The following is a 17,866-nucleotide window of genomic DNA, read 5'->3' on the forward strand; positions in this document are numbered from 1 at the left end:
ATTTTTTTAATGGATAAAAGGAGGGACATCTACCTCTCCTCCCCATCCCCCTTATAAAAGAACCGGTCAAACATACGATGGAAATCGGTCCAGCGCGCTCCTTCCTCGCCCTTCTTCATAAATTCTTTGATCCCGTTGACCTTGGCGTCGAGGTCGTCAAGGTAGTAGAGGATATTGGCCTCCAGGGTCTTGGGCCGCTTGGGTGAGCCCCACTCATACTGTCCGTGGTGGCTGATGATCAGGTGTTTTATCAGCATGGCAAGTTCTGGAGGGAAATCCTCGATCCGGGAGATCTCCTTCTCAACCATGTCCACCCCCATGACGATATGCCCCAACAATCTCCCTTCATCGGTGTAGTCAAAGGCAATGTTGTAAGCGAGTTCGTGGACCTTGCCCACGTCGTGCAGGATCCCCCCGGTAAGCAGCAGATCGTGGTTGATCCCCTCATAGTGCCCCTTGATCTCCTGGATGAGCTTGACAACGGACAGGGTGTGCTCCAGCAACCCTCCGAGATAGGCGTGGTGGAGCCGCTTGGCAGCCGGGGCCCGCTTGAAGAGGGCCGTGAACTCCTCTGCACCCAAAAAGGCCATGACCAATTCCTTGAGGTATGGGTTCTCGATGGCCTTGGCGATCTCGACCAACTCGGCCAGCATCTCCTCAGGGTCCCTGGTGCTCGCAGGCAGGAAATCCTCCAGGAAGACCTCGTCCTCGCCGGACTTTTTGAGGGACTTGATGTTTAACTGGAGTTGCTCATGATAAGAGGTGGCCTGGGCCTTGATCCTGATGAAGTCCTCCCGCTCAAAGAGGTCAGCGAACTCCTCGACCCTGTCCCAGATCCTCCCCTCTATCTCCCCGGTGCGGTCAGCAAGCCGTACCCTGAGATAGGGGGTCCCGGCGCGGGAGGTAATCATCGCCTTCTCCTTGACCCAGAAAACACCCTCTACCTGATCGTTCTCCCTTACCTGGTCAATGAAGGTCCTCTCCATCTCCCCTCCTTCGTAACAGTTTAGCCATTTGAAGAAATGGTTAAATTTCAATGCAAGATGCAGATTTTAAAGTGCAAAATGCAAAATTATTAAAAAATCTCCTTAACTTTGCAATTTACATTTTGCATTTTCCAATTTGCAATGCTGTTAAGCAGTTTAAAGTAAACTGTTAAACAGTTACCCTCCCTCAGGTCTTAAAGTGGTCATGGCCTATCTCCTTAATGGAATATTTCCTCCCATCCTCCCCATAGACCTTTATCCCCTGGGAGGCCTCGACTATCTCCCCAATAGGGGTAATAGGGGTACCTAACTCCTTGGCCAGCTCTCTTACCTCCTCCTCCCGCCCCGGCGGGGAGGTGAACAGCAACTCATAGTCCTCTCCCCCCGTGAGGGCCAACAGGTAGGAATCTGAGCTGTACTCCTCGATCCCCTCCCTGTACTCCTCGGAGAGGGGAAGACGGGAGAGCCATATCTCCCCCCCTACCCTGCTCGCCTCCACTATGTGTCCCAGATCGGCTAAGAGACCATCGCTGATATCGATCATGGAGGTCGCTAGGGCCCGACGGGCGATCTCTCTCCCCTCTTTGATCCGAGGGGTGGGGGTGACGTGTCGTTGAACCGGACCCCCATCCCTTTTTCCCTTTTTCAACATCTTCAGGCCCAAGGCCGCATCCCCCAACGTCCCGGTCACGAAGATCTGATCCCCGGCCTTGGCCCCGTGGCGGTAGAGGATCTGCCCCTCTTCTCCCTCCCCCAAGAGGGTTATGGAGATCAGTAACCCTTCTCCCCTGGAGGTATCCCCACCCACCAGCGATACACCAAATTCCGCCGCCACCTCCATCATCCCCTGATAGAGGGCCTGCACTAAACTCACCTCCTCCTCTGGTGGGATAACCAAGGAAACCAGAAAGGCCCTCGGGACCCCCCCACAGCCCGCTATGTCGCTGAGGTTCACCCCCAGGGCCTTCCTCCCCAGGTGATAGGGGTCGATAAACTCTAACCTGAAGTGTACCTCTTGGAGAAGGATATCGGTAGTGACCAGCAGCAACTTCCCTGAGGAGGATTTGAGGACCGCCACATCATCTCCGATCCCCATCACCACCCCCTCCCCCTTGTCGGCCAACCCCTTGATGACCTTGATGAGGCCGAATTCACCGATCTCTGCGAGCTTCATCACCCCTTTTATGAACCGCCATAGCGGTTACCGCTACCCTTAAGAGATGAAAATCATATCTCCCCTTCTTGAGCCTCACATTGAGGGGAAATCCCCCTCAAACTTCCCCAGCAGTCCCTGAGCTTGTTTCTTTATAGGCTAAACATGTTTGTATCGCTTGAAAGCATGCACCCACATCCCTGACAGATCTATAGACGACCCAAAGAGGCATCCTTTTCGCTCACTTTTTTCAGCCCTCCACCCCCGAATGAGTTTTAGCCCCCTTAAAATTACCGAATTAGATAAAAAACCCCATGCCCTATTTATAACAATATTTTCATCCTTCGCTTTGACTGTCAGGACATGGGGGTTTTTTCTTGAGGCCGAGATAGTGGGCGATGGCCCCAGCAGAGGCCTCCAAAGAGATGGGCCTATTCTGCAACTCCTCCCGTGGTTGGATATCGTATCCATCAGGGAAGGAGTCCTCAAAGTACATCTGCTGAAATCCCGCGAACTTCAACTGATGGGAGGTGGAATCCACCACCACCTTGTGGTTGGATCCCACCAACCCCATCTCTACCCCCTTCTTCAACCCTACGATGGACTCCCCACCTTGGGTGCAGACCACATGGCCATAGCGATTGGCAATAAGCATCCCCTCGATGATCTCCTGCTCTGTCACCTGGAGGGCTGTAAACCTTTCTTTAAAGTGTTCCTCCACCAACCGGGAGACCTTGGGGAAGGAGACCGGGTCTCCGATCATGGCGGCCTGAGCCACACTGGGACTAACCTCCACCGGCCTGTATTCCCCGCTCTGACGCCACAGGACGATGGGGTTGGCGTGTACACTCTGCACCCCTAGGATCAGGGGGAGTTCTTGGATGATACCCAAATTGTAGAGATCGAGGAACCCTTCCATCAAGGCGGTGACATTCCCCGCGTTCCCGATGGGGACCACCACCACAAGATCCTGGGTCTGGAAGTCGAGCTGCTGGGCCACCTCGTAGGAAAAGGACTTTTGGCCCTGGATGCGGATAGGGTTTTTGGAGTTGAGGAGACATACCTCATACTCCTCTGCCAATTGCTCCACAGTCCTCATGCAATCGTCGAAGACTCCTGGGATCTCAATCACCGTGGCCCCGCTCCCCAAGGGCTGGGAGAGTTGGGCTGCGGTTACCTTCCCTTGGGGGAGGAGGACCACCGAGCGCACCACATCTTTAGGAAGATAGCTGAGGTACAGGGCAGCAGCAGCCGAGGTGTCCCCTGTAGAGGCACAGATCCCCAAGAGTTCCTTAATACCCTTGGCCTTAATCATATAGTTGATGAAGCTGATGGCGCTGGCCATACCCCGGTCTTTGAAACTGGCCGAGGGATTGAGGCCATCGTATTTTATTGAGAAATCTGCCCCCACCCAGCGACTCATCTCTTCATTGGCCTTCACTATGGGGGTATGCCCCTCCCCCAGGTAGATAACATCCTCCAAGGGGATAATGGGGAAGATGAGCTCGTGGAAGAGGAAGATCCCCTTGAGCCCATCGACGTTGAGCATCTTACGATGGTCGAAGATCCTCTGCCACAGGGGGCCTGGGATCTCCTTAAGGGCATCGAAGGTGAGGTCGACGATCCGCAAAAGGCCGCCGCATCTCGGGCAGGTGTAGAGGAAGCGGTCTAAAGAGTAGTTTGCCTCGCACCCGATGCATTCATAGGCCATCTGGGCCTTGTGAGATGGGAGGAGATAATCCTTGACCTCCATCGGGAAATCATCTATCTTCATCTGCCCTCCTCGTCAAGGCGATGATCTTCCTCTCCAGCAGGGAGAGGAATCTAATGCGGTCATCCTGGGAGAAGGATTTGGGACCCCGTATCCTTCCTCCAGCGAGCCTGATCTTGCGATGGAGCCAGCGGAGGGCGAGGTGTCCCTCCATGGAGCCCTCGCTGAACTCATACCCCCGGGGGGAGATGACCGCTGCCCCCTTGGGGAGTATGAGGGAGGTCAATCCCACATCCTGAGTGATCACCAGATCGCCCTCCTGCACTCGGTTTAAGATGGCGAAGTCTGCAGCGTCTCTACCTTCATCGACCATAACCCTCTCCACCCCCTCCTCCAGAGGGATATAATGGCTGTAGTCACATACTATAACCACTATTACCCCATACCTGCACGCCCGCTCTATCACCATATCCCGCCAGGGGGCACCATCGGCATCCAGATAGATCTTCATATAAACCCTCATGAGGGTTTTCCCCTCACCCCGCCCCATAAAAATACTATGATTCTCTATCCGACCTTCCGTTGAGGGGCAAACCCCCTCAAGCTCCCCCAAAGAGGAAATACCTTATTGGGGGTTTCAGGGGGCACAGTCCCCTGAAGTAAGGTTGAAAAAACGTAAAGGCCGAAACAGCTGCAGGCTCAATTTTACCGTGAAGTATTTTCACGATAAAATTATAGCATAAACCCTTGATTCAAGACCAGGGGTATTTAAGAGAAGCACTAAGATAAAAAAGGGGGGCCGGTTGCCCGGCCCCTTCTGGTTCACAGCCAGTGCCCAGGGATCCAACGCCCCCTTGGGCCATAATGTCCAGGTATCCAGATGGCTCCGAGGTAAGGTTTGGGGGGGCGGGAGTAGCCACGGGGGGGAGAGGTTTTGTTTATGGAGAAGGGGAGGTGGAAAGGGTTAATGACATTGGCCCCCACAAAGACCCTTTTGGGGAGGTAATGGCCCTCTATCTGGAGGTCGAAGACTATCTGGCGACCATAGGCCACGAAGTCGAACCCGTCCCATCCTCCCTTCGTATGAGCATTGAAGACAATGGTCCCCCCTTTCTTGCGGATGATGTCCCCTCGTTCCTTGCCCACCCTGCGGACCAGCACCACCTCTCCATCTGGGCTGAAGACCTTCCCCGTGAAGTGACGGAGTTTCACCGCACTGGTCCATCTTATATGCCAACCGTCTCGATCCCTCCATATCTGATAGTTTACAGGGCTCCCCGGAGGGATATCTGGCTTGCCCCAAGCCTTTCGGCAGGGCATAGCCCAACCTTCTCCCAGGAAAAGGTAGAAGGTTACAAATAATACCCATGCCAACCCCATAAGAAGGATAACTCTTTTTCTCACCTTATCACCTCCTTGTCTTTTCCTTTTAGACCCTAAAGTTTCCAAAAAGTTTAATTAAGATGACAAATCGCCGAAAAGCAAGGTTTGTCAAAAGAAAATTTTCACTTTCTCTTTTTCACCTTGCCACCTACTCTTTTTTGTGCTATAAATCTTCCGCCGATATTTTGAGTGAAGGGGGTGAGAAGACAATACAATTGGGGGGTAGCAATTATCTTGTTACTGGGGCATGGGATTATAAATATTAAAAGGAGGGGGGTATAATGAAGAAAGCAGAACTCATTGATAGAGTCGCCAAAGAGGCCAAGATACCCAGGGCTGCAGCTGAAAGATCCATTAATTCCTTTATTGCCACCATTACTGAGGTCATGAAGACAGGGGGTAAGATTACTTTGCCAGGATTTGGAACTTTTCTTGTATCAAATAGGGCAGCTAGAAAGGGGAGAAATCCCCGGACTGGCGAAGAGATAAGTATCCCCGCTGTCAAGATACCCAAGTTTAAGGTGGGAAAAGGCCTGAAGGAGGTGGTAAAATAATATCCCATCAACGAGCTGCATGGGGGGGCAGGATAGGAAATATCTTGGTTCTTTGATGTAACAGGAAGTCTCTGAGACAGAGGTTGAAGTTTGTAATCACATCCCTTTTGCTGTTGACAACATATATTCGGTGATTGATATGAAAAAGCTCATCCACCAGTCTTTGCACGGGGAATCTGTCTCTGCCGATGCTGCCGTAGTGCTCGAATAATTCTTCTTCAAACATGAGGACAAGCTTATCTTTCATCCGCAACTGGGTGTCGTTGAAGAGAAAGGCAATATCGGGCAACAGATCAGTTATCCTCGCAAGAAAGGATCCTATCTCGCCCCTTTCAATCCCCCTGGGGGGGGATGATTTTATCTCCACGTATACCATCCGCCCCTCCCAAAGGGAGATGACGTCGTAATCACCTCCACTGGGTGTGTCTTTGAACCTGACCCCATAGTAGGTGGGGGAGGCAAATTCCCTCTCAAACATCTGGGCGATAAACCACTCCAAGGTGGGGCCAAAGCTATAAATTGACCCCTTTAGCAGGCGAAAGGTCCCTTCCTCAATTACCTCTATGATCCTGAACTTGAGGAGAAAGGAGATATACCTTTGGGCGGCCTCAATGGAACAATATCTCAAAAGCTCCTCCGCCCGAAAGGACTCCTTTTTACTGATCAAATCCCGTAAAAAGAGGCGGAAGGAGTAGTGTCTCAGCAACTGATAAAAGGAGGTCCTCTCTTCTGGTGAGGCTTCGGGGGAGAAGAGGAGATCACCGTCGGGGTCTTTGCGGTGGACCTTCATCCCCCGGGCCCTTATGGCCCGCTGGAGTTGTCCTTCATTGACGAGAATTTTCTCCTCTAGCTTCGCTATCCCTTCTCGGAGCCCTTGAATCTCCTCCTTTAATCCCAACAACTCTTCCCACAATCTTTTGATATCCATCAAAAACCCCTGTATAACCCCTCCCCCTTGGCGATCTTTATCGCCTCCATATATTCCCGGTAGGTGATCCGACGGTCTATCTCTGAATATTCTCCTGCTCGATAGAGGGGACGGTACTGATCCATGATGTTTACATAAGAGTGGACCGACAACTTCTGGGCAATAAAGGGGATGATTTCCTCTGTGCCTGCCACCCCATTAGGCATCACCAGGTGGCGGATCAGGAGCCCCTGATAGGCAATCCCTCGCTCATCTAGGATTAGGTCCCCCACCTGTCTGTGCATCTCTAGGAGAACCCCTTGCAGGACTTGGGGGTAGTCAGGGGCATTACAATACCTGGTGGCCTCCCCTTCTTGGGAGAACTTGGTATCGGGCATATAGATATCGATGATCCCATCCAGCAGCCTGATCACCTCCAGAGACTCGTAACCTCCACAGTTATAGACCAAGGGGATCTTTAGCCCCAATTCAATGGCCTCTGGCAAGGCCGCCACAATCTGGGGGACGTAATGAGTGGGGGTGACAAAATTGATATTGTGGCACCCGCGGCGTTGAAGGCCAATCATATATTGGGTCAGCTCAGAAGTAGTTATCCGCTCCCCCTCCCCAAGGTGGCTGATATCGTAGTTCTGACAGAAGACGCACTTCAGATTGCAGTTGGTCAAAAAGATGGTGCCTGAGCCGTGGTATCCCACCAAGGGAGGCTCTTCACCGAAATGGGGGAAGGCGCTGGAGATCATCACATCCGCCCCTGCCCGACAATATCCCCTCTTCCCCTCTAGGCGGTTCACCTTGCATTCTCTGGGGCAGAGGCAGCACTCCTTGAGGATCTCCCTCAGGGCATCGATCCTCCCCTTTAATTCTCCCTTCTCATACAAAGAGATGTAAGCAGGCTGATGCATCTCTCTTTATTGTAAGGATATCACGGTAAAGGGAGACCGTTCAAGACTGTTTCGCACCCAATACCATCCTTTTGGCCTTACTTCAGGGGGCTGCGCCCCCTGAAACCCCCTGATAAGGCAGGATCCTAGGAGCCTAGGGGTCTTGGGTTCTAGTGAATGACAATCCCTTGATCCCTCGAATCCTTGAATCCTGTATTTTACATAGGCGGGAGTGAAATTAAACCCTTATAAGGATTTAAGAAGATATAGGGTCACTCGCCCAAAGTAAAGCGGTGTCAAAGTCGGGGTCTTCCGCGAAGGCAAAGAGGAGTACGACATCATCGCCCGGCTCCCGGAACGTGATCGGCGCTCCGTGGAGAGTCTCAAGCGCCTCACCATCTCCGGTCCCCGGGGTCATCAGTCTAGCCGGTGTGGTGGTGAATAACACCATTGTTCTGATCGATTACTACAATAAACTCATGCAAAGGGGACTCTCATATCGGGAGGCCCTGGTGCAGACCGGGCTCACCCGGTTTCGGCCGGTCATGTTGACGGCCATCACCACCATCCTGGGACTCCTTCCTTTGGCTACTGGATTTAGCTTCGATTTTCGGAAGTTCGCCTGGAATATTGGGGGGGAATCGACCCAGTGGTGGGGACCTATGGCTGTAGCTGTTATCTTCGGTCTGGGGGTGGCAACACTACTGACTCTGGTTGTGGTCCCGGTCCTCTGTTCCCTAGCCCACAGCCTCCAAACTCGGCTTAAGAGTCAAACCTGATCCTTCAGCAAAGGGTGAAATCATATTACGCCTCTTCCAGGGCACTTTTTAGCGCCACAATGGCCACCTCCAACTGGGAGTCATCGGGCTCCTTTGTCGTGATCCTCTGTAGCCAAAGCCCGGGAGCTGCCAACCACTGGACATACCTGTTGTCGCGTTTCTTGCCGGACAGTTTTAGTAGCTCAAATGAGATCCCGCCCAAGAGCGGCAAAAGGGAAAAATGGGTCATGAACCTTTGCAAAAGAGTAGGTCTATGGCCTATCTTTATCTCAACAATGGTGTCGGCAATCGCAAACAACAAAATGGCTAGTATAACCACAATAAGTAAAAAACTGGTCCCACAGCGTGGATGATGGGTCCTATACTTACGCGCGTTCTCGACAATAAGCTCTTCACCCGATTCGAAGGCATAGATACTCTTATGTTCTGCACCGTGATACTCAAGGATCCGCTTGATTTCTTTCCACTGACTGATAGCCCAAAGATAGGCCAAGAAAAAGCTAACTCGTATGATCCCCGCCACCACATTAAAAGGTAGGGCGTTTTTGGACAGCCCCATAATCTCTGTAAGAAGCAAAGGCAGAGCAAAGAAGATGCCGATAGCTAGGCCAAAGGCAAGTGCTATGATTCCTGCGAGGACAAGCCCATCTTTGATTCTCTTGCCTCGCGTACGTTCCCAATCCACGCCTTTCTCTGCCTTTTGGGCCTCCTCTAGGGCTATATCGGCAGAAAAATTCAGTGCCTTAATACCAATAAGCAATATTTCAAAGAAGGACAAAGCGCCGCGTAAGATAGGGATGTTCAAGGGCTTATGTCGTTTCGAGAGGGCTACATAGGGGTCATTCTTGACTAAAATCTCCTTGTCAGGTTTGCGTACAGCCGTAGCTATCCTGCTTGGCGTACGCATCATCACACCTTCTATGACGGCCTGGCCTCCAACAGACTTATCCTCAGACATCAGTAGATTCCTGCTGGTCCACTACGTACTTCCTGTGAAATCGCTCTAAACCTCCCACGATCTCACATCAACTTCTGCTGAGTTGATGCAAAATGCGTTGCTAATGTGACTTTAGGTGAAGAATATACATTGTAAAAAGTTTGAGGTCAAGAAAAGATGAACCAGGCTCAATAGGGGGATAAAATTCCCCATTTTGGATTAAACCTTTCCTCTATTTCAGTGTCTATAGATATGAAGATATTCCACGCCCGGAGGTGAACGACCATGCGATCTTCGTTGTCTAAACTCGCTCTTCTTTTGTTGATCTGTGTCTTTTTCGTCTCCTGTACCACAGTAGTCCGCCCCTATCCCCCCCGTCCTCGCCCAAGACCCCATTGTGCGGTCTGGGTCCCAGGCCATTGGGGACCTCGGTGCCATTTGGGACCTCGTTGCCATTGGGTGCCGGGTCATTGGGTGATAAGATAACCCCTCCTACTCCTTGGGGGATCTGCCCTCTGGTAGATCCCCTTTTTCTTTAGTTGCCCAAAGCTAAAATCCCCCCCTCCAAAGAAATTTTTTGTGCTATAATTACCGTGGAAATGCACGGTATAATGGGATGCCCAAAGGTTTCAGACCTTTTTGGTATTTTTCGGTCTTACTTCAGGGACGAGGCCCCTGAAACCCACAGTAAGGACTACATCCTGGATGTCTCTCTAGGTGGGGTTAGACCTCTGGACCACAAAAAGGTATTCCCTCTTTGGGGGCTCTGGGGGCCAGGGCCCCCAGAGGGACGTGCCATAATCACTATGGCATTTTCATCAGCGAGGTGAGGATAAACTTTATGAGGGTTTAGTTCTTCGGTGGGGGTGGCTTTGAGAAGAGAAACGCATGAATGTCTGAGCAGGGGTTATGGAAAGGAGATCCTGCGAGAGATCAAGGGGCTTCAGTACTTTGATGATGCGGACATCCTATTCTATTGGAAAGAGACCTTGAAAGGAGCCAATCTTCTCAAAAGGAAAAGGGTAGTTAACCTCACCGAGATGCGGAGGCTCTATATAGGCCTGGTGGCCATAGAGATGGCCATCAGGGAGAGGATGGGGGGTGAAGTTTGACCTGAGGCAGAATACATGGTATTTAATCTTTTTACATGCTTATTAGGGGGTCTGACATGGCCAAAGTCGATCTGATCCTTCTACATCCACCCGCCATATACGATTTTAGGAAACGCCCCATTAAATTGGGCCCCATCAGCGATGTGATCCCCTCCACCCCTATCTTTGAGATGTATCCTATTGGTTTCGCCAGTATCTCGGAATACCTGGAGAGGAAAGGCTTTCGGGTGAGGATCATCAATGTGGCCATGAAGATGCTCAAGAAGGAGAAGTTCGATGTGGAGGGGCTCATCGCCTCCCTGCACCCCCGGGCCTTTGGCATAGATCTACATTGGATGCCTCATTGCCATGGGAGCCTGGCCATAGCCGGTATGATCAAAAAATACCACCCTGAGATCCCTGTCATCCTCGGTGGGTTCTCCGCTACCTACTTCCACGAAGAGATCATCAGAGGATATCCTCAGGTGGATTACGTGGTAAGGGGAGATTCTGCGGAGGAGCCGCTCCTTCAGCTCATGAAGGTCATCAGGGATGGGGGAGACCCTTCTGAGGTCCCCAACCTCACCTGGAGGAACGGCGCAGGGGTGATGGTCAACCCCCTGACCGAGCTCCCCTCTGACCTCAATAGTGTGGTTATCGACTATGGCCACATCATGCGCCATGTGGCCAGGTACAGAGACCTTATCGGCTATACCCCCTTCACCAACTGGTTCCTCTATCCCCTCACCGCCGTCTTTACCTGCCGTGGTTGTACCTATAATTGTAAGACCTGCGGGGCCTCCAGTTGGGCCTTGAGGAGGATGGAGGGAAGAAGGCGTCCTGCCTACCGCGACCCCATACTCTTGGCCAGGGATATCATCAACGTCCAACGTCACCTCAATGCCCCCATCTTCATCATCGGGGATATAATGCAGCCAGGGGACAATTATGCGGGGGCCCTCTTGAGAGAACTCCGTAAAGCAAGGATCAGAAATCATATCGTCTATGAGTTTTTCCGCCCCCCAAAGGTAGGGGTCTTGGAGGAGATCGCCCAGACCACCCCCAATTTCAACATCCAGATCTCCCCTGAATCCCATGATAAAGGGATACGCAGGGCCTTTGGGCGCCCTTACTCCAATGAGGAGTTGGAAGACTTCCTGGATGAGGCGGTAAGGACAGAGGCCAAGAGGATAGATCTCTTCTTCATGGTGGGACTGCCCAAACAGAGCTATGATTCTGTATTGGAGACGGCCGCTTATTGCCGCCACCTCCTGGAGAGATACGGGGAGAAGAAAACACTTTTCCCCTTTATTTCCCCCCTGGCCCCCTTTCTGGACCCGGGGAGTATAGTCTTTGAAGAGCCGGAGAGGTTCGGTTATCGTCTCCTCTTTCGTACCCTCGAGGAGCATCGACGGGCCTTAGAGGGGCCCAGCTGGAAGTATTTCCTCAATTACGAGACCCAGTGGATGACCAGGCACGAAATCGTCTACAGCACCTATGAGGGGGGCAAAAGGTTAAACGCCCTCAAGGGGGAACTTGGAATCATAGATCCGGAGATGGCCAAGTCCATTGAGGAAAGGATCAAGCGAGCGGTGGAGATGATGCGAAAGATCGACGTGATCATGGATACCATGGAGGGGGGAGAGAGAGAGGAGGGGCTCCGAAGGCTGGGGGTCCATGTGAGGGAGATGGAAAAGGCCGTCGTCTGTGACAAGAGAGAGTTAGAGTGGCCCACCCACTTTCTCAGGATGAACTTCCTCAAGATTCTACGCACCATCCTGTTTCCCCGCCGCCCCAACATCCTGCGAGCACCCTAGGAGGAGCTGTGTCCCAAAGGGAAAAGAGTAAATATCTCAGGAAGATCCCCAAGGTGGATGAACTCCTCTCTGCTGAGGAGGTGAAAAGGCTTCTGCGGTTTCATCCCAAGGAGGTGGTCCTGGAGGGAATCAGAAGAGGGCTGGATAGACTTCGGCAAGATATCTTGCGCGCCGAGAGAGGGGATGACCTAAAGGAGGAGATCTTTTCTCTCTTTCATCTCCTCCCTTTGTTCGAAGAGGAAATATCCAAACAGGTCAGCCCACACCTAAGGCAGGCCATCAACGCCACAGGGGTGGTGGTCCACACCAACCTGGGACGGTCCCCCCTGGGGGAAAGGGCCTTGAGGCACCTGGTGGAGATCTCCCGGGGATATTCCAACCTGGAGTACGATCTATCCAGGGGGGGGAGAGGGTCTCGCTACGTCCACGTGGAGGAGATCCTCCTGCGCCTGAGTGGGGCAGAGGCAGGGATGGTGGTCAACAACAATGCCGGGGCCGTGCTCCTGGCCCTCAACACTCTGGCTGCGGGGACAGAGGTGGTCGTCTCACGGGGGGAATTGGTGGAGATAGGGGGGGCCTTCAGGATACCAGATGTCATGGCCAGAAGCGGCGCCATCCTCAAGGAGGTGGGCACTACCAACAGGACCCACCTGAAGGACTATGAGGAGGCCATCGGCGAAGACACTGCCCTTCTGCTCAAGGTACACACCAGCAACTACCGTGTGGTCGGATTTACCTCGGGGGTCACCTTGGAGGAGTTGGTCCAGCTCGGAGAAAGACATGATCTCCCCGTGATGAACGATTTAGGGAGCGGTTGCTTCATCGACCTCTCCTCATATGGGCTGGAGAAGGAGCCGACTGTCCAGGAGGCCATCAAGGCGGGGGCCGATGTGGTGACCTTTTCCGGAGACAAGCTCTTGGGAGGCCCCCAAGCCGGGATCATCCTGGGCAGGAAGGGGCTGATCGATAAGATAAAGGTCAATCCCTTGAACAGGGCCCTCAGGATAGATAAGCTCACCTTGGCCGCCTTGGAGTCCACCCTCATCTGTTATCTGAGTGAGGGGGGGGTAATGAAGGAGATCCCTACCCTGCGTATGTTGACCGCCCCCTTGGAGCAGCTCCGCAACAGGGCCAAGCGTCTGGAGCGCCTCCTGAAGAGGGAGACAGAGGGGGCCCAGATCGAGATAATCCAGGAGCACTCCCAGGTAGGGGGAGGGGCCCTCCCCCTGCAAGACCTGCCCACCTGGGCCTTAATCATCAAACCCCAAAAGGCCCCTGTAGATGCCCTGGAGGCAGAGATGAGGAATCTAGATCCGCCCATCATCGCCAGGATAGCCAATGACCAACTTATCCTGGACCTCAGGACCATCCAAGACGATGAGTTCATGGCGATCGCCCAAGGGATGGCCCAGGCCTTAAAAAAGATCAGCGATTAGGGGATGGCCATCTCCGGGGGAGATTTTACCCTCATTGTGGGGAAGGAGGATCAGGGAAAAAGATTCGACCTCTTCTTGGCCGAGCATCTCTCCGGGACATCCCGCTCCCAGATCCAGCGATACATCCGGGAGGGTTATATCCTGCTCAACGCTGCCCAGGGCAAAGCTGGGACTCGAGTCAAGGAGGGGGATCTGATCAGAGGGCGGGTTCCAGCACCTAAGGTCTCGGAGGCCCTGCCCGAGGACATGCCCATAAAGTTCCTCTATGAAGATGAATATATCGCTGTAGTGGACAAACCCCCGGGGATGGTGGTTCACCCTGCGGGGAGGGTGACGTCAGGGACTCTGGTCAATGCCCTGCTTTTTCGCTGTCGCGATCTACAGGGGGTGGGAGGGGTATTGCGTCCAGGGATCGTCCATCGCTTGGATAAGGGGACCTCAGGGGTCATGGTGGTGGCCAAGAATGATCTGGCCCATGAGGCCTTGATGAGGCAGTTTAGAACCCGGGAGGTAAAAAAGCTCTACCTAGCCGTGGTCTACGAAAGGATGGAGGGGAAAGAGGGGATGATCACCTCCCCTGTGGGGAGGCATCCCAGAGATAGAAAGAGATTTTCTGTGCATACGCGCACCCCCAAGGAGGCACTGACCCACTGGTGGGTGAAGGAACAGTTTGCGGAGGCCACCTTTTTGCAGGTGAGGCCCAAGACAGGCAGGACCCATCAGATCCGGGTCCACCTGAGCGCTATCGGCCATCCCCTGGTAGGTGACCCCCTATATGCCAAAAAGAGGAGGCTTTCCCTGATAAAGGATTCCTCCTTGAGGGAGCGAATTGGGGCCCTGGGGAGGCAGGCCCTGCACGCACATCTCATCGCCTTCCATCACCCAGCCACGGGTAGGCTTATGGAGTTCACCTCCCCCCTTCCGGAAGACATGGAGGGGATCCTGGAGGCGCTGCGTGGTGAAAGGGTTTGAATTGAAGGAGCAGAACGGGACGGTCTTCCTCCAACTCCCTATCTTGAGGGGGGTAAGGCATGCCTTCGGCACCAGGCAGAAAGGGGAGGGGACACTTGCGGCCCATGGTCTGGTGCCCAGGCAACTCCTCTCCCTGAGGCAGGTCCATGGGGCCGAGGTGTTAATAGTAAAGGAAGACCCCAATGCCTTAATCCACCCCCTCCTCTATGACGCCGTGATTACGGATAGGGAAGGGATCGCCCTGGGGGTCTGGACGGCGGATTGCATACCTATCCTTATGACAGATGAGTCCAAGGGGGTGATCGCCGCTGTGCATGCTGGTTGGCGGGGGATATGGCAGGGGATAGTGCAGAGGGCCATCTCGAAGATGGGAGAGGTCTTTGGGAGCTCACCTAGAGACATCCTGGTGGGGATCGGGCCAGGGATCGGCCCCTGTTGCTACGAAATAGGAAAGGATGTGGTAGACCTGTTTCGGGGCTCCCATGACGGCGGCCATCTGTTCATCCAGGAAAGAAGGGGAAGGAGTTACCTTGACTTGTGCTGCGCCAGTCGGTTACAATTATCAAAAGCCAGGGTTCCCCCAGAGAATATTGAAGATATTTCCCTCTGTACCGCTTGCAGGGAGGACCTCTTCTTCTCCTACCGGAGGGATGGAAAGACGGGGAGACAGTTGAGTTTTATCATGCTGGGATAAGAAGGCGTATACCAGTTTAGCCATTTGATGAAATGGCTAAACTTCAATGCAACAGGTCTATGACCTGTTTCTCTGGGGGCAAAGCCCCCAGACCCCCAATAAGGAGAATACCTTTTGGGGTTTCAGGGGGGCGCAGTCCCCCTGAAGAGACGACCTAAAGGTCGTCCAAAGTGCAAGATGCAAAATTATTTAAAAAATCTCCTTAACTTTGCAATTTACAATTTACATTTTTCAATTTGCAATTGACGGAGGCCTTTATGTTTGTCTTTTCCAATCTCATACTTGCCGTGGCCATGGTGGTCAACATCGCCCTCACTATCTATATGTGGATCGTCATCGCCAGGGCCGTCATCTCTTGGGTGAGCCCCAATCCCTATAATCCTATTGTCCAGTTCCTTTATCGGGCAACAGAGCCGGTCCTGTGGCGTGTGAGGAGGTATCTTCCTACAGGGGGAATAGGAATCGACTTTTCCCCCATCATAGTTATCCTCGTGATCTATTTCCTCAAACTCTTCCTGGTCAGGACCCTGATCCAGATAGCCTATAGGTGGGGATAAGATGAAGGAGGGCGCAGTGACCCTAAAGGTCCTTCTCCAGCCCCGGGCCTCCAGAGATGGAATTGATGGATTAATGGGGGATGCCTTGAAGGTGAGGGTGACCTCTCCCCCCCTAGAGGGGAGGGCCAACAAGGCCCTAAGGATGTTCCTTGCCAAGAGATTAGGGCTTTCCCCCTCCCAGGTAGAGATCATCACCGGCCAACGCTCCAGGGGAAAACTCCTCAGGATCTCCGGCATCTCCAAGGAAGAACTGGAAAGGGCCCTGGGTATCGGCCTCCCCCCTTTATGAAGAAAGCCTTTGTCTTCTTTCTCATATCTTTCCTCCTCTTATCCCCTGGATCACTCCTTGCCTCATCATGGCTTGAGCTCCGCTCTCCCCACTTCATCATGAGGTATCAAAGAGCCGAGAAGAAGATGGCCGCCTTTCTGCTCAGCCGGGCTGAGGAGACCAGGGAGGTGGTCCTTCAGGATATCGGCCATACTCCCCCCTCTCCCACGTTGATCTATCTGGCCCCTACCTGGGGGGATTTTCAGCAGGTGCAGCCCGGGGGCCAACCCCCTTCTTGGTCGGTGGGGACGGCCTATCCCCGGCCCAACCTCATCATCCTCAGGTCACCCCGGGCGGTGAAGGGGGGTAGGACAGAGATAGAAGAGGTCCTTCGGCACGAATACGCCCACCTCGCCTTGTGGACGGCCCTGAAGGGACAAGAGGCACCCCATTGGCTGGATGAGGGGTTTGCCATGATCCAGAGCAGGCAGTGGGACCTCTCCTGGACCTACATCCTTGCCAAAGGGGTCTTGACAAAATCTCTCCTCCCCTTAGAGGAATTAGAGGATGGCTTTCCCCTGGCCCAGCACCAGGCGCAGCTAGCCTATGCAGAGAGCTTCAGCTTTGTGAGCTTTATCAAAAACGAGTTTGGGCCTAAGGCCCTTCCCCGTCTCATCAAGGGGATGGCCCATGGCCTCGATGTGGATACCGCCCTGAGGTTGGCCACCGGCCTCGGGCTCAGGGAGCTGGAGAGGAGGTGGAAGAAGGAACTGAAGAGGAGATATAGCTGGATCCCCATCGTCACCAGTTTCTTCTCCCTGTGGTTTTTGGCGAGCCTCCTCTTCTTGTTGAGCTATTGGCGCAAGCGCAGGAGGACGAAAAGGGCCCTGGAGGAGTGGGAGAGGGAGGAAGCCCTTTCAGAGCCCCCCCTTCCTCCGGGATCACCTGAGGAGGGGAATGAGGGGTATCCTACTTAAAAAGCCTTGTCTCAACCTCTTCTGACTTTCCTTAGGTCAACAGGAGAACCATCCACCTCTAATCCCGTTAAAGATGAATAGACAGCGAATACTCTTTCGTTATTACAATTTGGATCAGCAGGAACGAGAAAGAGTCCAGGGTGGTCAAAGTTGATTGCGTGAGTATATCCAAAAATAGCCTCTCCATCTTTGAACATAGCCTTTACTCTTTTTCCCGATCTGGGACGGTCACCAAAGCCTTTGATTTCCTTATAATTTTTATCACCAATGAAATCCTTAACAAAGAAAACGGCTTTAAGGTCCTCCACGGGAATCTCCTTGACCTCCTCGCTATCAATCCCTCCAATAATGAGATGAAATGTCGGCCTTGTTGGAAGGAAGTCTGCGATTGTTCCCTTCAAGATCTTTCCGTTTTTATAATGTATAACCACCTTGTTTGCAGTCATACGATCATCTCCTTTGCTAACAAACTTCTTTCCTCTGTCAGCGGTGTTGAACACAAAAGCTCACGCTTGGTATCGGTTACCAACACAGAGGCCTCCACAGGGTATAATCACCCACCTTTAGAGGCACACTAAAGAAAGCTTCTGGAATTCTGTTCTCACCCCCTTTCGCCGCCAGGTGTTCGCAATGAACCTCCCCGCAGCAAGCTGCGGGGTATCTTATTATCCCCTCCCTTGATGGGAGGGGATAAAGGGGAGGGTGAGAAAAAGACACCTAGAATCACCCCCACCTACCCTCC

The 17,866-nt window shown here is 53.0% G+C and carries 19 protein-coding genes; 10 read left to right on the top strand and 9 right to left on the bottom strand.

Going from position 1 to position 17,866, the window contains the following annotated elements:
* Window positions 1–29: 29 nt before the first annotated feature.
* The 5 genes from JRI46_04240 to JRI46_04260 all read right to left on the bottom strand — a co-directional run bounded on the left by JRI46_04240 (window position 30) and on the right by JRI46_04260 (window position 5,254).
* A complete protein-coding gene (locus JRI46_04240) occupies window positions 30–986 on the bottom strand; it encodes an HD domain-containing protein (GenBank protein MBW2038793.1) in 957 nt (318 codons plus the stop codon).
* Between the two features lie 187 nt (window positions 987–1,173).
* Window positions 1,174–2,160 (bottom strand): thiamine-phosphate kinase, encoded by a 987-nt coding sequence (gene thiL / locus JRI46_04245; protein MBW2038794.1) that lies wholly within the window; start codon window positions 2,158–2,160, stop codon window positions 1,174–1,176.
* A 316-nt stretch (window positions 2,161–2,476) separates the two neighbouring features.
* On the bottom strand, window positions 2,477–3,913 hold the full coding sequence (gene thrC / locus JRI46_04250) for a threonine synthase (protein MBW2038795.1): 1,437 nt from the start codon (window positions 3,911–3,913) through the stop codon (window positions 2,477–2,479).
* Window positions 3,900–4,361, bottom strand: coding sequence for a DUF188 domain-containing protein (locus JRI46_04255; protein MBW2038796.1), 462 nt, complete (start codon window positions 4,359–4,361; stop codon window positions 3,900–3,902). The genes thrC and JRI46_04255 overlap by 14 nt, the downstream gene beginning before the upstream one ends.
* A 311-nt stretch (window positions 4,362–4,672) precedes the next feature.
* The gene (locus JRI46_04260; protein ID MBW2038797.1) at window positions 4,673–5,254 is read right to left on the bottom strand and encodes a hypothetical protein; all 582 of its coding nucleotides are present in this window, start codon (window positions 5,252–5,254) and stop codon (window positions 4,673–4,675) included.
* A gap of 260 nt (window positions 5,255–5,514) precedes the next feature.
* On the opposite strand from JRI46_04260, the gene JRI46_04265 reads away from it, so the two are divergent.
* Entirely contained in the window at window positions 5,515–5,787 is a 273-nt protein-coding gene (locus tag JRI46_04265; GenBank protein ID MBW2038798.1) for an HU family DNA-binding protein, read from the top strand.
* A gap of 7 nt (window positions 5,788–5,794) precedes the next feature.
* Here JRI46_04265 and JRI46_04270 read toward each other — a convergent pair whose 3' ends face one another.
* Complete coding sequence (locus tag JRI46_04270; protein MBW2038799.1) at window positions 5,795–6,715, bottom strand: hypothetical protein; 921 nt, start codon at window positions 6,713–6,715, stop codon at window positions 5,795–5,797.
* Window positions 6,715–7,617: a radical SAM protein gene (locus JRI46_04275; protein ID MBW2038800.1), complete on the bottom strand. Its 903-nt coding sequence runs from the start codon at window positions 7,615–7,617 to the stop codon at window positions 6,715–6,717. Before JRI46_04275 ends, JRI46_04270 begins: the two co-directional genes overlap by 1 nt.
* 245 nt (window positions 7,618–7,862) lie before the next feature.
* On the opposite strand from JRI46_04275, the gene JRI46_04280 reads away from it, so the two are divergent.
* The gene (locus tag JRI46_04280) at window positions 7,863–8,375 is read left to right on the top strand and encodes an efflux RND transporter permease subunit (GenBank protein MBW2038801.1); all 513 of its coding nucleotides are present in this window, start codon (window positions 7,863–7,865) and stop codon (window positions 8,373–8,375) included.
* A 25-nt stretch (window positions 8,376–8,400) separates the two neighbouring features.
* Here JRI46_04280 and JRI46_04285 read toward each other — a convergent pair whose 3' ends face one another.
* Window positions 8,401–9,333 (bottom strand): DUF1385 domain-containing protein, encoded by a 933-nt coding sequence (locus JRI46_04285; GenBank protein ID MBW2038802.1) that lies wholly within the window; start codon window positions 9,331–9,333, stop codon window positions 8,401–8,403.
* An 851-nt stretch (window positions 9,334–10,184) separates the two neighbouring features.
* Between JRI46_04285 and JRI46_04290 the strand changes: the two genes are divergently transcribed.
* The 8 genes from JRI46_04290 (at window position 10,185) to JRI46_04325 (ending at window position 17,124) form a co-directional block, all read left to right on the top strand.
* Entirely contained in the window at window positions 10,185–10,424 is a 240-nt protein-coding gene (locus tag JRI46_04290; protein ID MBW2038803.1) for a hypothetical protein, read from the top strand.
* A 56-nt stretch (window positions 10,425–10,480) separates the two neighbouring features.
* A complete protein-coding gene (locus tag JRI46_04295; GenBank protein MBW2038804.1) occupies window positions 10,481–12,220 on the top strand; it encodes a TIGR04190 family B12-binding domain/radical SAM domain protein in 1,740 nt (579 codons plus the stop codon).
* An 8-nt stretch (window positions 12,221–12,228) separates the two neighbouring features.
* Window positions 12,229–13,656: an L-seryl-tRNA(Sec) selenium transferase gene (locus JRI46_04300; protein ID MBW2038805.1), complete on the top strand. Its 1,428-nt coding sequence runs from the start codon at window positions 12,229–12,231 to the stop codon at window positions 13,654–13,656.
* A 3-nt stretch (window positions 13,657–13,659) separates the two neighbouring features.
* Entirely contained in the window at window positions 13,660–14,628 is a 969-nt protein-coding gene (locus JRI46_04305) for an RluA family pseudouridine synthase (protein MBW2038806.1), read from the top strand.
* A complete protein-coding gene (pgeF, locus tag JRI46_04310; protein MBW2038807.1) occupies window positions 14,612–15,322 on the top strand; it encodes a peptidoglycan editing factor PgeF in 711 nt (236 codons plus the stop codon). The genes JRI46_04305 and pgeF overlap by 17 nt, the downstream gene beginning before the upstream one ends.
* A gap of 257 nt (window positions 15,323–15,579) precedes the next feature.
* Window positions 15,580–15,879 (top strand): YggT family protein, encoded by a 300-nt coding sequence (locus JRI46_04315; GenBank protein MBW2038808.1) that lies wholly within the window; start codon window positions 15,580–15,582, stop codon window positions 15,877–15,879.
* A gap of 1 nt (window position 15,880) precedes the next feature.
* Entirely contained in the window at window positions 15,881–16,168 is a 288-nt protein-coding gene (locus JRI46_04320; protein ID MBW2038809.1) for a YggU family protein, read from the top strand.
* Window positions 16,165–17,124, top strand: coding sequence for a hypothetical protein (locus JRI46_04325; protein MBW2038810.1), 960 nt, complete (start codon window positions 16,165–16,167; stop codon window positions 17,122–17,124). The genes JRI46_04320 and JRI46_04325 overlap by 4 nt, the downstream gene beginning before the upstream one ends.
* An 11-nt stretch (window positions 17,125–17,135) precedes the next feature.
* On the opposite strand, the gene JRI46_04330 is transcribed toward JRI46_04325, so the two are convergent.
* A complete protein-coding gene (locus JRI46_04330) occupies window positions 17,136–17,570 on the bottom strand; it encodes a hypothetical protein (protein ID MBW2038811.1) in 435 nt (144 codons plus the stop codon).
* Window positions 17,571–17,866 lie beyond the last annotated feature (296 nt).

Source organism: Deltaproteobacteria bacterium (assembly GCA_019308925.1).
Taxonomy (GTDB): Bacteria; Desulfobacterota; B13-G15; order B13-G15; family RBG-16-54-18; genus JAFDHG01.